The organism is Mesorhizobium sp. LHD-90 (assembly GCF_030929505.1).
GTDB lineage: Bacteria > Pseudomonadota > Alphaproteobacteria > Rhizobiales > Rhizobiaceae > Kumtagia.
In genome coordinates, this window is the sequence record NZ_JAVFVV010000005.1 from 112100 (window position 1) to 125553 (window position 13454).

Consider the following 13454-nt stretch of genomic DNA (forward strand, 5'->3'; position numbering starts at 1 on the left):
GGTCACGATCCGCCTATTTTTACTGACGCACGCTATGCGCCAGCGTTCCCAAATCCGCCTTGAACGCCGGACGTCCGGACGGCAACCAAGCTGCCACTGCGCCCATCCATTCGCGCATCGGCGGCATGGAATGTGCGCATGGCGGTCGAGCGATCCAAGCGTCAAACCTGCCGCATGCCACCGTCGACGCAGAGCTCGGCACCGGCGATGAAACTCGCCTCGTCGCTGAGCAGAAACAGCACCGCGGCGGCCACTTCCTCGGGCCGAGCCATGCGTCCGAGCGGGATGTGGCCGACAAGCGCCGAGCGCACTTCGTCCGACACCGCGTCGAACATCGCGGTGTCGGTTGGACCCGGGCTCACGACATTGACGCGAATTCCGCGCGGCCCAAGTTCAGCGGTCCAGGTGCGCGCATAGGAGCGCAAGGCGGCCTTGCTTGCGGAATAGGTGCCGTAGGAGGACACGCCAGCCGTATCCGCGGCTGAGCCGACGAGCACGACGGAGCTGCCGTCTCCCATGATGCCGACCGCCTCCTGCAGGGCGAGGACCGAGCTGCGGACATTGACCAGGAAATGACGTTCGAAATGCTCCGGCGTTTCGTCGGCGAGCAGCGCCGGTTCCGATATACCCGCGTTCACAACCAGCGCATCGATGCGGCCATGCTCATCCCGAACCGTCGCGATGGCCCTGGACACATCCTGCGGCATACCGGCATCGGCGACGATGCCACGCGCCCCGTGTCCGATATTCCTGGCTGCCGTTTCGACCTCTCTGCGCTGCCGTCCCGTAAGAAACACCGCCGCACCCTCGGCTGCAAGCCGTTCCGCGATGGCAAGGCCGATACCCTTTGCACCACCCAACACCAGCGCAACCTTGTCCGTCATTCGAGCCATGGCAACATCTCTCGCGTCGATGATAGCCGCTGATCGCACACCGCCTATGCAACAGCGCCCACGATAGTGTCGGGCTTTTGCTGTGGTATCCGGAACCAGGCCGCGGCAGTCCCCCGGAACATCGCGTCCTTTTCGTCGTCGGAGAAGCTGGAGACGATATGCTCGTAGGCATCGTAGAGCCGGTCGAATCCATAGGACAGGCCGTCGATGGGAAGATGGCTGCCGAACATGCACCGCTGCGGGCCGAAGGCTTCGATGACAGTGAGGATCCAGGGGTCGACTTCAGTCTCGCTCCAGTCGAGACCGAAAATGCACTCGACGGCGGAGATGCTGGCACAGGTATTGCCGCAGCGGCCAAGCGCCAGCATGTCCGTGCGCCAACGCGAAAAGCCCTCGGCACCGCGATCGGTCGGCCAACCCATCACAGCTATGGTGAAGCCGATCTGGGGGTGAGCGCGAACCACGCCAAGCAGTTCCGGCAGTTGCGGCGCAAAAACCTCGAGTCCGCAGTGCAGGTCGCGCCCTTGCAGCGAGCCTAGCCCCTTGAGCCAGTCCGGGTCACTCATGAAGTCCGGCCGCGCGGCCATCCGGCGAAGCGGAACCTTCTCGTCCCAGCCGAGATGCTGGCGCACGGCAGAGAGGCCCGGCACGTTACGATAGGCTTCGAGCTGGCGCGGCAATCCCGGATCGGCAAAGTCCACCACGCCTACAAGCGCCATCGGCAACGAGGTGGACGCCGCAAGCCGCCGCGCCCATGCAATCTCTCCGAGCGTATCCTCGGCGATGAATTCATGCCAGACGAGACCTGAAACGGCGCGCGACCGGGTGCTTCGCAGATAATCGTCGATGCCATAGACGCGCGGCAGCGCGTCGTAGTCGCCGACCAGTGCCTCGAAGGTCGGATTCCGATCTTCAAAGATGCCGTAACGGATCGCACGGCTGTCGTAGAGGTGCGCATGGGCATCGACGATCGGTCGCCGGCTGGAAGAGATGCCATGCTGATGTCTGCTTCCCCTCAACAGAACCTGCGCTGCCCACCGTGATTGTTGTTCGTCATGGCTGGTTCCAAGCCCGATTCACCCCGCCCGGCCCACCAGCGCGCTGGGCATCACCGCCGCCGGCCGCGCAACCCGTACGCAGTCGCGCCCATCCTTCTTGGCGACGTAAAGCGCCTCGTCGGCCCGCCGCATCAGTCCCGACAGGTTTTCCGGCGGTAGCAGTTCCGCAACACCGAAACTCGCGGTGAAGCGCATGTCGGACGGCAGCCCGCCGACCGGCAGGGTGGAGAAAGCGCTGCGCACGCCCTCGGCAAAAAGCCGCGCGGCGACCAGATTTGCGCCCGGCAGGACGATGGCGAACTCCTCGCCGCCGAGCCGGGCCGCGATCGGGCGGGTGCCGGCAGCATCCTTCAGGACGGTGGCAAATGCCTGGATGACGCGGTCACCGCTGGCATGACCGAACGTGTCGTTGACGGTCTTGAAGTGGTCGAGATCGGCCATGACGAGCGCGGCCGGCGTTCCCTGGCGCGCGGTGTCTTCCAGCGCCGAGGCCGCCAGCCGCTCGAAGCCGCCGCGGTTGTAGAGGCCGGACAAGGTATCGGTCTCGGACTTGGAGGTCACGACGGCCAGAATGTCGCGCACCATGATCACCAGCATCAGCAGCGCGATGCCGATGGCGAAGATGGTGGCCAGCGTCTGCGAAAACAGCGCGTAATTCGTCGTGAGGTAGTCCTGCGGCGTCGCTCCCGTGCCGCCGGCGAAAACCATCAGGAACGGCTTCGACAGGAACTGCAGAGAGCTTGCCGACAGAAGCACGAGCAGTACCGTGTCCAGCCGCCCGCGGGCGCGCGACAGGCCGACAATCCATACGCCTATCATCTGCATGGCGAAGTAGGGCGCCTGATAGGCCAGCATGCGCCAGAACGAGGTGCGTGGCATGTCCTGGATCAGCGTGCAGACGACCACCGACAGGATGAAGGTGACGGCGATCGCCGTGCGCGGGTTGCGGACCGAGTATTTCTCGGCAAGCCCGACGTTGAACAGCGCCATGCCGGCCAGCACCATGGCGAAGGAGAACACCACGGCCGGCGTGTTGCTGCCCAGCATGTAGATGGTGAACTCGACGCCGAAATAGGCCATGCCGAGCCCGTAGCCGAGCGCGAACCAGCGCGCCGCGGTAAGCTTGGCGTCATAGAGGGCGACCGTGAGAAAGGCGGCGGCGAGCAGGCCGGCCACGACAAAATTGATCGCGAGGATAAATCCCGCTCCGCTCATTCAGTCTCTCCGCCGCATCATGCGGGTTGACGAAAGACAAAACACAGGCTTCCGAAGAAGCCGTTAACCCTGGGTCACCCGTCTGCCGAGTTCAATCGGGTAAGCAGCCCGCCGGTTCCGTTCAGGCGCCGCGCAGCATCCCGGCCGCGTCTGCTTCCAGATCCGTCTCGGACCTGACATAGGTGACCCGGACGCGGTCGCGGCCGGCCCGCTTGGCCTGCATCAGCGCATCGTCGGCGCGCTTGAACAGCGCGTCAAGGCTTTCGCCGCCGGACCGTGCCGCAACGCCAAAACTGCAGGTGACCGGTCCGAGGCCTGGCACCGTGCCTTCCAGCGCACCAGACCCCAAAGCCGCCCGCACGCCTTCAGCGAAGAGCCGGGCCGCGCCAAGATCGCAGTGCGGCATGAACACCGCGAACTCCTCGCCGCCGGTTCGACCGATGATCGCCTTGTCCGACCCGGTTTGACGGAGCAGGCGGGCGAAGGCGGTGATAACCGCGTCGCCGGCGGCGTGGCCGTGGCGGTCGTTGACTGCCTTGAAGTGGTCGAGGTCGGCCAGAACCAGGCCGACCGGAACCTTGCTGCCTGCCGGGAGATCGAAGAAGGCTCGCGTCCGGTCGTGAAACCCGCGGCGGTTGAGCAGGCCCGACAGCGCGTCGGTATGCGATTCGGTGCGGAACTCCTGGATGATATCGAACCCGACAGCGGTGAGCAGCGTAAGCGCGATCATCAACGACCAGACGACAACCGAAAGGCTCGTCGTCAGCCAATAGGACGAGCCTACGAAAGAAGCATCGCCAGCCCCCCCGCCGTCGAGCAACGCCACCACCGCCGGCCGGATGAAGAAGTCGAGCGCCCTAAGCCCGGCGAGCCACGTCAGCAGCCTGTCGGCCGGCGCGACGCTGGTCGACTGCCGCAGCCGGAACACGCCGACCGCGCACATCGCCCCCAGCGCGTAGTTGACGGCAAAGACGCGCGCGCCGAAGTCCGGCACCACGAACAGGAACCAGGTGAACGCCGACATGCCGGCAGCCGCGCAGACCAGCAGCGCGGCCCGCGGCACCGGCAGTTTCTGCCGCGACACGACCGCCGAGACGAACAGGAACACGGCAGTGAAGAAGAGCAGGTTGGACACCAGCTTCGAGAGTTCGAATCCCAGGCCGAGTTGGAACCCCTGCAGCACGAAGCCGATGGCGACCAGACAGTAGCAGAGGCAAAGCTGTAGCACGTAGCCGGCCTGGCGCCGCACCGTCCACAGCACAAAAAACGCCGCCGACAAGACTGCCGACAGCGACGGGTTGAGCAGAGCGATGAAGAGCCCTTGGTCCAACGCCACCCCGAATGGTTTCCCTAGGGAAAGATGTTAGGCAAAAAGTGCCAAAGAAGAGGTTAAGTCTCGGCCTGCATCTACCGGTGATTGCAGGCCGAGTCACTGGCGGCGGGTGGCGGCGCGCCGCGTTGGGGCGTCAGTTCCAGTCGCGGATATCGACGAAGTGCCCGGCGATCGCGGCCGCCGCCGCCATGGCAGGCGACACCAGATGGGTGCGGCCCTTAAAACCCTGGCGGCCCTCGAAATTGCGGTTCGAGGTGGATGCGCAGCGCTCGTGCGGCTTCAGCCGATCGTCGTTCATGGCAAGGCACATGGAGCAGCCCGGCTCGCGCCAGTCGAAGCCGGCCTCCTTGAAGATCCTGTCGAGGCCCTCGGCTTCCGCCTGCTCCTTCACCAGGCCCGAGCCCGGCACGATCATGGCGTCGACCGTGGCGGCGACGCGTTTGCCGTCGACCACCTTGGCCACGGCGCGCAGGTCCTCGATGCGGCCGTTGGTGCAGGAACCGATGAAGACGCGGTCGAGCTTGATATCGGTGATCTTGGTGCCCGGCTCCAGGCCCATATAGTCGAGCGCGCGCTTCTTCGAGTTGCGCTTGTTCTCGTCCTCGATCGCCTCGGGGTCCGGCACGATGCCATTGATCGACACGACGTCCTCAGGCGAGGAACCCCAGGTGACGATCGGCGGCAGCTTTGCCGCGTCGAGCACGATGACCTTGTCGAAATGCGCGCCTTCGTCTGACTTCAGCGTCTTCCAGTAGGCGAGCGCGGCCTCCAACGCCTCGCCCTTGGGCGAGCGGGGCTTGTCCTTGACATAGGCGAAGGTCGTCTCGTCCGGCGCGATGAGGCCGGCGCGTGCCCCGCCCTCAATGCTCATGTTACAGATGGTCATGCGGCCTTCCATCGACAGCGCGCGGATTGCCTCGCCGGCATATTCGATGACGTAGCCGGTGCCGCCTGCCGTGCCGATCTCGCCGATGATGGCGAGGATGATGTCCTTGGCGGTGACGCCGGGCGGCAGTTGCCCGTCGACGCGCACCAGCATGTTCTTGGCCTTCTTCTGGATCAGCGTCTGGGTGGCGAGCACATGTTCGACCTCAGACGTGCCGATGCCGTGCGCCAGCGCGCCGAAAGCACCATGCGTTGAGGTGTGGCTGTCGCCGCAGACGATCGTCATGCCCGGCTGCGTAAACCCCTGCTCGGGGCCGACGATATGCACGATGCCCTGACGGACGTCGTTCTCGGAATAATACTCAACGCCGAAGTCGGCGGCATTCTTGGCCAGCGCCTCGACCTGGATGCGGCTTTCCTCGTTCTTGATGCCGTTCTTGCGGTCCGGCGAGGTCGGCACGTTGTGGTCGACGACGGCCAGCGTTTTTTCCGGGTGCCGCACCTTGCGGCCGGCCATGCGCAGGCCCTCAAAGGCCTGCGGGCTGGTGACCTCATGCACGAGGTGGCGGTCGATATAGAGCAGGCAGGTGCCGTCGTCCTGGCGGTCGACGACGTGGTCGTCGAAAATCTTGTCGTAGAGGGTGCGCGGTGCGCTCATGGTCTTTATCCGTCGATAGGAATGAGGAAGTGGAAAAGTCCGGCGACAGCCGGAAGCCCGTCGGCTTCAGCGAAGTCGGGAAAGCAGCGCGCCCGAGATACGGGCGTAGAACCGCGCGGGCAGGCGTTTCTTGTCCTGCAGCACGAAGCCCTTGTAGCTCGGATCTCCGAAAAGCTCTTCCATCGCGCCGCTCATATCAAGCTTTTGACCCGGCGGCAATTGTGACGCAGCCGCGCGCGGCAGGGGACACCTGCGGCTTGGTCCGGTCCCTCAGCCCTCGGCGGGCTTCACCTTCGACGGATCGTCCTCCTTCGGACTGATCGCCCGCTTGGCGGACTTGCGCTCCTCCTCCGGCAGCTCGAAATCGTCCCCCTGGTTCATATCCATGCTGCTCTCGAACGTATAGAGAAGCACCAGCACGGCCAGCGCCAGCAGGGTCGAGAACAGCGCGATCTGCCAGAGCCCGAGCCCGCACGCCACGCCGATGGCGCCGGCGAGCCACATGCCGGCGCCCGTCGTCAGCCCATGCACCTGCCCGCGCGTGAAGATGACCACCCCGGCGGCGAGGAAGGCGACGCCGGCCGTCACCGCCTCGACGACGCGGATCGGGTCGACCTTCACCGCGTCTTTCAAAGCATCTGTGGTGAACATCGGCGCATGGATGATCTCGATCGTCAGGATCGCAAAGGTGGCGGCGGCCACGCAGACCAGGATGTGGGTGCGCAGGCCCGCCGGCCGGTTGCGCCATTCACGCTCGAAGCCGATCGCCGCGCCGAAGATTGCCGCCAGCAGCAGCCGCGCGGCGATCACGGGAAAGGACGTATAGGTCGGATGGCCAAATTCGGCGGCGAGCTGATCCATGAATCCCTCAAAAGCTCGCAGCTAACGCGGCGTCGCGACGGAGGTTCCCTGCAGGCCGCCAGCCGGCAAAGAGTTCCGCGTCAGGTGATCTCAAACACGAACGCCTTCACCACCGCATCCGGCTCGGCAATGGCGTAGCAGCGGAACCACGGGCTTTCCTCGACCGGTCGCCATTTACCCTGCCGCTCGAGGTCATCGAAAACAGCCCGAAAACCGCCGCTTTCAAAAACCTTGTCGCGTACAGTGAAGATCGCGTGGCCACCCTTTCGCGTGATCCGGGCGAGTTCACGCAGGCTGGATGCCGGCGCGTGGCCCATGGTGAACACCCCCGTCGAGAAAAAGGCGCGGAAATGGCCATCTGGCCAGGGCAGCGGCCCGCCCAATGCCGCCTGCCGGAGATCGTTGTAGCTGCCGCGCGAGCCGGCGATCTTCAACATATCCTCCGACAGGTCGAGCCCGGCAAGGTCGCCATAGCCCAGCGCCACGAGTTGCGGTCCCGACAGGCCGGTGCCGCAGCCTGCGTCGAGCAGCGGTCCCTCGGCGACCGGCACGTACCGCGTGATCCAGGCAACGATCAGGAAGGGCAGCAAGTAGCCTAGCGCCGCCGTCTCGCCGTCATAGGTCGCGGCCCACGCGGCATAGGCCTCCGCCAGAGCCTCGGGCGATCCCGCTGTGTAGACGGAATCGAGTGCCGCCGCCGCCTTGTTGAGATCGTTCATCTGTCGTGCTGTCCCTCTTTCCCGCGAAGGTGGCAGGACAAGAACGTTCGGGCAAGCGAAACAAGGTTTGCGGGCGGCTGCACCAACCCGCTGCCCCTATTGTGAAGCCAAGTGGCTGGTCAATCGGCTCAGATTCGGCCCATCAGCAGCAGGATCAGCAGCACGACAAGAATGACGCCAACGATGCCGGACGGGCCATAGCCCCAAGCCCGCGAATGCGGCCATGCCGGCACGGCGCCGATGAGGATCAGGATCAGGATGATGATCAGAATGGTCGTCAGCGTCATTGCCGTCCTCCGGATTGACTGGCCGAATGGAAAGACAATGCGCGTGTGGGTTTCGGGTTCCCGGCCAGGCTATGCCCGCCGGTCCGCGAACTACCGGTTCGACTTCTTGCGGTTGATCTCGATGTTCTTCTTGTAGTCGATGGTGAACAGGCTTTGGTCGATCTTCACGTCCTGGCGCACGTTGAAGATCATCACCGTGGTGTCCTTGCCTTGGGCGTCGGTGATCGTCCACTCCTTGAGTTCGTAATTGGAGGGGTCGAACTTCATGGTGATCCTGGAATTGCCGAAGGACGACTTGTCTACCAGTTGGATCACCGTCTGGTCCGGCTCCTCCTTGACGCTGCGCACCTTATTGCCAGAAAGGTCGATACGGTCGTTGAGCAACAGTTTCAGCGGCGTCTTCGACAAGGGATAGAGATCCATCGTCTTCATCCTGGGATTTTCGAGCACCACCGAATCGCCGTCGGAGATCACCCGGAATCCGGCATTGCCGTCATAGTTGAACCGGACTTTTCCCGGCCGCTGGATGTAGAATTTCCCGCCGGTCTGCCGGCCGCGCGCGTCGAACTGCACGAATTCGCCGGTCATCGAGCGGATGGAGGCGAAATGGTCGGCGATCTTCTGAGCCGTCGCCGTCGCCTGGGCGGCCGCCGGCGGCGTGAACACCGGGAGCGCAGCCAGCGCGACTGCGCCCGCGATGCCGAGCGCCATGCCGATCACGCTGCGGCGCGTGCGCGCGCCAAGGCCGATGTCAGCGGGCATGTTCGTCATCCTTTTCACCCAAATCCGATTTGCGTCTGCATCCAGCTATGAATGTAGTTGGGCTTTAGTTTGACGGAGGCAAGGGCCGGCCCCCTCACATTCGCGGGACCTGCGGTCCGGCGCGAAACCGTCACATCTTGTCCTCTTCGGTCGGCACCAGAATCTCGCGTTTTCCAGCATGGTTGGCGGGGCCGACGATGCCTTCCTTTTCCATCTTTTCGATGATCGAGGCGGCCTTGTTGTAGCCGACACCGAGACGGCGCTGGATATAGCTGGTCGAAGCCTTGCCGTCGCGCAGCACCACCGCCACCGCCTGGTCGTAAGGGTCGTCCGAATCCTCAAAATTCCCGCCGCCGCCCGCGCCGCCGCGCGGAGCGTCATCGTCGCCGTCCTCTTCGTCATCCTCGGTGATGGCGTCGAGATATTCCGGGACGCCCTGCAGCTTGAGATGGTTGACGACCTTTTCGACCTCGTCGTCGGAGACGAAGGGACCGTGGACGCGCTGGATGCGGCCGCCGCCGGCCATGTAGAGCATGTCGCCCATGCCGAGCAGTTGCTCGGCGCCCTGTTCGCCCAAAATGGTGCGGCTGTCGATCTTCGACGTCACCTGGAACGAGATGCGGGTGGGGAAGTTGGCCTTGATCGTGCCGGTGATGACGTCGACCGACGGGCGCTGGGTAGCCATGATGACATGGATGCCGGCGGCGCGCGCCATCTGGCCGAGACGCTGCACCGCGCCCTCGATGTCCTTGCCCGCGACCATCATCAGGTCGGCCACCTCGTCGATGATGACGACAATGAAGGGCAGCGGCGCGAGATCGAGTTCCTCGGTCTCGTAGATCGCCTCGCCGGTCTCACGGTCGAAGCCGGTCTGCACGGTACGCGAGATCTTTTCGCCCTTTTCCATAGACTGGGCGACCCGGGCGTTGAAACCGTCGATGTTGCGCACGCCCACCTTGGCCATCTTGCGATAGCGGTCCTCCATCTCCCGTACCGTCCACTTCAGCGCCACTACCGCCTTCTTCGGATCAGTCACGACCGGCGTCAGCAGATGCGGGATGCCCTGATAGACGGACAGTTCCACCATCTTCGGATCGATCATGATCAGCCGGCAGTGTTCCGGCCTCAGCCGGTAGAGCAGCGACAGCACCATGGTGTTGATGGCGACCGACTTGCCCGAGCCGGTGGTGCCGGCCACCAGCACGTGCGGCATCTTGGCGATGTCGGTGATCACGGCCTCGCCGTTGATGGTCTTGCCCAACGCCAGCGCCAGTTTCGCCTTGCTGGTCTCGAAATCCTTGCTGGCCAGAAGCTCGCGCAGATAGACCGTCTCGCGCTTCGGATTGGGCAGTTCGATGCCGATGGCGTTGCGGCCGGGCACCACGGCGACACGGCAGGCGATGGCACTCATCGAGCGGGCGATGTCGTCGGCAAGGCCGATGACGCGCGAGGATTTGATACCGGGCGCGGGCTCCAGTTCGTACAGCGTGACGACCGGGCCGGGGCGGACATGGATGATCTCGCCCTTGACGCCGAAATCCTCCAGCACGCCTTCCAGCATGCGGGCGTTCTGCTCAAGCGCGTCCTTAGACAGGCTTGCGTCGCGCGCCACGCTCTTCGGCTCGGACAGGAAGAACAGCGACGGCATCTCGAAATTGTCGGCGCCGATCATCGAGGTCTGCGCCTCGCGCTGAACGCGGGCGCCGGGCGCCGGACGTGGCGCTGGTGCCTCGACACGGCTCGGCATGGTCGGCGCCACCGGCGCACCGGACGGGTTCGAACGGTAGGACTGCACATGGGTCGGCTGGGCGCGCGGAGTCGACCGGACGGGCTGCACATCCTCCTCTGCCTCGGCGTACGCTTCGTCGTCATCTTCGTCATCGGCTGCCGGCAGCATCTGCGGAACGCGGCTGTCGGCCACCATGGCAGCGAAGAATTCCGGCTCGACGCGAGCGCGGCCGGCCGAACTTACGCGTGCCTCGGCACGCTCGGCGAATTCGACGCGTTCGGCCGCCTCGCGCCAGCCGCGCGATGGCGCGGGAGCGATATCGTATTCGTCGTGCGCGGCCCGCCGGCTTGCCAGGCGGCGGCGCACGAAGGCGCGTGCCGAGAGCCACCAATGGGTGATGGCGCCCAACGCCAGAATGCCTTCGCTCTCGTCCTCTTCCTCCTCGAAATTCGCCTCGTCGAGTTGCGGCGTCTCGCGGCCGCGGCGCTCGACCTCGACCGGCGCGGCGCGGCGGAACAGCAGGCCGGAGCCAAAGGCGGCAAGCCCCAGCGCCGGCAAAGCGAGGCCGCCGGCGATGCCCATGGCGACGAGGCCGGTCGGATAGTGGCCGATGATGAGCGCCGGGATCTTCAGCACGATGTCGCCGAAGACACCGCCCAGGCCGGAGGGGAGAGGCCAGGTGTCGGGCGGCGTGACGCAGCCGGCGACGCCGGCGAAGAGCAGCGACGCACCCAGCCAGGCAAGCGCGCGCTTGAGCTTCCGGTCGACGCCCTGCGCCATAGCGAACAGGATGCCCCAGACCACCGCCGGCGCGAGGGCGGCAACCGCCGACAGGCCGTAGAACTGGATGGCGAGGTCGGAAAACGCCGCGCCGGCGAAACCCATGGCGTTGGTGACAGGATTGTCTGTGGCGTGGCTGAGGCTGGGATCGGCGACGTTCCAGGTGCCCAGGCTGGCGAGCGCGAAGGCGACGCCGGCGAAAATGCCGAGCCCGACGAGCCGGCCGAGCTGCCTGCGCAGGAACGCGCCTATGCCGGTGTCGGTGTCGGAAAGCGCGAGCGGCGCGGCAGCCCCAGAACGCATGCAAAATCCTCGTGGTCGTTTCATTGCGGCCGGCGCGCGTGCGACGCGCTGCCGGCAGAATCGACCGTGAGACTAGGCGGGGAGAGTTAAAGGCGCTTTAACCATGCGGATTGGATGCGTCCGGAGTTTGGATCCTCGGTAGCCGTTAGATCACCACAAAGTCGGCTGCCGTGATGGTCGGCGGTCCCACCGGCGTTGCAGCTAGCGTGGCAAACTGGATGGCTGCACGCGCGCCATTACCATCCGCATCGTAGAAAAGTTTTCCGGTGTCGGTCTCGTAAATGATGCGGTCGTTGGCGTCGCCGGCGAGGCCGGTCATATTGGCGCGAAAGGCGGATACCGCCAGCGCACCGGTCGCCGTCAGCGTCGTAAAGATCGCATTTTCCAGACGGATCGTGTCGTCTATCGCGGTGAAGTCGGTGATCGTATCAATATTGTCGGTACCCAGCCACGCTGAGAACACGAAGGAATCCGCACCTGCCAGTCCACTGATTTTGTCCGCGCCGCCGTGTCCGTCGAGAACATTCGAACCGGCATTCGCTGAAAGAGTGTCGGCGAATCTGGAGCCAACAATTCCCTCAATCCCGGAATAGCTATCGCCGGCCGCCTCGCCGGTGTTCAAATTCGGATTAGCGAGATTGACGGTGAGGCCAGCCTTTGAAAACTCATATGAGGCATAGTCTAAGCCGGTTCCGCCTATCAGAATGTCACCGCCGCCGCCGCCAATCAGAATGTCGCGATCGCCGGCCCCATCCAATCGGTTAACCCAGGCATTCCCGATCAGGGTTTGAGCAATGCCGTTGCCAGTAAGGTCAATAGGGGCCTTGCCCGCCAAGTCCTCTGTGGACAGAGTCTCAATCTCGTCATCGACGTCAAGGACCCAACTCACGGCAGCAACGAGACGATCCTGTCCACCACCACCCAGCTCCTCGAACACGTCAGATGAACTGAAGACGAAGAGTGTGTCGTCGCCCGCGCCTCCCTTCAGCGTGTCCTTTCCACCACCGCCATTCAGAGTATCGCTTCCGCCTCCGCCAGTTAAGACGTTGTCACCGGTATTGCCATAAATCCTCTGGGAAAACTCATTTCCAGTGAGATCGATCTTAGATTTTCCGCTCGACCCATTGGTCGTTAGTATCTCGATCTCTGCCCCCGCAGCCAGCGTATAGCTCACTGCAGTCATCACTCGGTCGGCGAAACCGCCGTTTAGGCCTTCGTGTATAGTCGTCGCAGCACTATAGACTTGAAAGATGTCATTTCCACCGAGTCCGATAAGAACGTCCCCGGCTCCACCACCATCGCGCAGCACATTGTTACCAGCATTGCCGGTGATCGTTTGCGCCAAAGCATTGCCAGTGAGATTGATCCTGTAGGTTTCGCTCGCAGAATTGGTTGTAAGTTGCTCAACTGCCACGCCCGGCGCCAGCACGTAGGAGACATAGGAAGCGATACGGTCGTCGGTTCCGCCGCCAGCCGTTTCGAACACCTTCGTGTTGGCGTGGTAGATGCGATAGAAGTCATTGCCCGAGCCACCCTCGAACATGTCGCCGACGCCACTAGTACGGAACACGTCTGCGCTGGCGGAGCCGAATACCAGGTCCACACCTGACGTGCCAATAAAGTTCGCTGTCGTATCGAAGATGACAATGTTGAACGCGTGGTCGAACGCCGCACCGCCGATATTGTCGTTGACGAAATAACTCGCCGCCGTATTGGCGCCGGGGGTCAGCGTCGCCACGAACTGCAGATCCATCGGGCGATCCGACGTTTGATTGAGATAGTCGCCGAAGGCACCGATCGCCGCTCCGATCTCGCCGTCCCAGAGAAAGATGCCTCCCTCATCCTCCAAGCCAATCAACCCGTAATAGAACGTGGCTGTAAGCTGATTGCCGCTGCGCACAAGCGAGAATTCGGCGGATACGCCGGAAACGAACTGGCTGACAAGCATGGGACCCCTCCCGACAAATTATC

At 63.9% G+C, this 13454-nt stretch carries 11 protein-coding genes; all 11 read right to left on the reverse strand.

What is annotated here, in order from left to right; genetic code table 11:
* Nucleotides 1-161 precede the first annotated feature (161 nt).
* The 11 genes from RB623_RS08300 to RB623_RS08350 all read right to left on the reverse strand — a co-directional run bounded on the left by RB623_RS08300 (nt 162) and on the right by RB623_RS08350 (nt 13431).
* Nucleotides 162-893: an SDR family oxidoreductase gene (locus RB623_RS08300; protein WP_308056308.1), complete on the reverse strand. Its 732-nt coding sequence runs from the start codon at nt 891-893 to the stop codon at nt 162-164.
* 44 nt (nt 894-937) lie between these two features.
* Nucleotides 938-1912, reverse strand: coding sequence for an amidohydrolase family protein (locus RB623_RS08305; RefSeq protein ID WP_308056309.1), 975 nt, complete (start codon nt 1910-1912; stop codon nt 938-940).
* A 57-nt stretch (nt 1913-1969) separates the two neighbouring features.
* Complete coding sequence (locus RB623_RS08310; protein ID WP_308056310.1) at nt 1970-3166, reverse strand: GGDEF domain-containing protein; 1197 nt, start codon at nt 3164-3166, stop codon at nt 1970-1972.
* Between the two features lie 121 nt (nt 3167-3287).
* Complete coding sequence (locus RB623_RS08315; protein WP_308056311.1) at nt 3288-4502, reverse strand: GGDEF domain-containing protein; 1215 nt, start codon at nt 4500-4502, stop codon at nt 3288-3290.
* A gap of 130 nt (nt 4503-4632) precedes the next feature.
* Nucleotides 4633-6042 carry a 3-isopropylmalate dehydratase large subunit gene (leuC, locus tag RB623_RS08320; protein WP_308056312.1) on the reverse strand — a complete coding sequence of 470 codons (1410 nt, stop codon included), beginning with the start codon at nt 6040-6042 and terminating at the stop codon, nt 4633-4635.
* Between the two features lie 270 nt (nt 6043-6312).
* The gene (locus tag RB623_RS08325) at nt 6313-6903 is read right to left on the reverse strand and encodes an MgtC/SapB family protein (RefSeq protein ID WP_308056313.1); all 591 of its coding nucleotides are present in this window, start codon (nt 6901-6903) and stop codon (nt 6313-6315) included.
* 80 nt (nt 6904-6983) lie between these two features.
* Nucleotides 6984-7622 carry a class I SAM-dependent methyltransferase gene (locus tag RB623_RS08330; protein ID WP_308056314.1) on the reverse strand — a complete coding sequence of 213 codons (639 nt, stop codon included), beginning with the start codon at nt 7620-7622 and terminating at the stop codon, nt 6984-6986.
* A gap of 128 nt (nt 7623-7750) precedes the next feature.
* Nucleotides 7751-7909, reverse strand: a complete 159-nt coding sequence (locus tag RB623_RS08335) for a DUF3309 family protein (protein WP_308056315.1) — start codon at nt 7907-7909, stop codon at nt 7751-7753.
* 90 nt (nt 7910-7999) lie between these two features.
* The gene (locus tag RB623_RS08340) at nt 8000-8680 is read right to left on the reverse strand and encodes an outer membrane lipoprotein carrier protein LolA (protein ID WP_308056316.1); all 681 of its coding nucleotides are present in this window, start codon (nt 8678-8680) and stop codon (nt 8000-8002) included.
* 121 nt (nt 8681-8801) lie between these two features.
* A complete protein-coding gene (locus RB623_RS08345; protein WP_308056317.1) occupies nt 8802-11483 on the reverse strand; it encodes a DNA translocase FtsK in 2682 nt (893 codons plus the stop codon).
* Between the two features lie 145 nt (nt 11484-11628).
* Entirely contained in the window at nt 11629-13431 is a 1803-nt protein-coding gene (locus RB623_RS08350; RefSeq protein WP_308056318.1) for a calcium-binding protein, read from the reverse strand.
* Between the last annotated feature and the right edge of the window lie 23 nt (nt 13432-13454).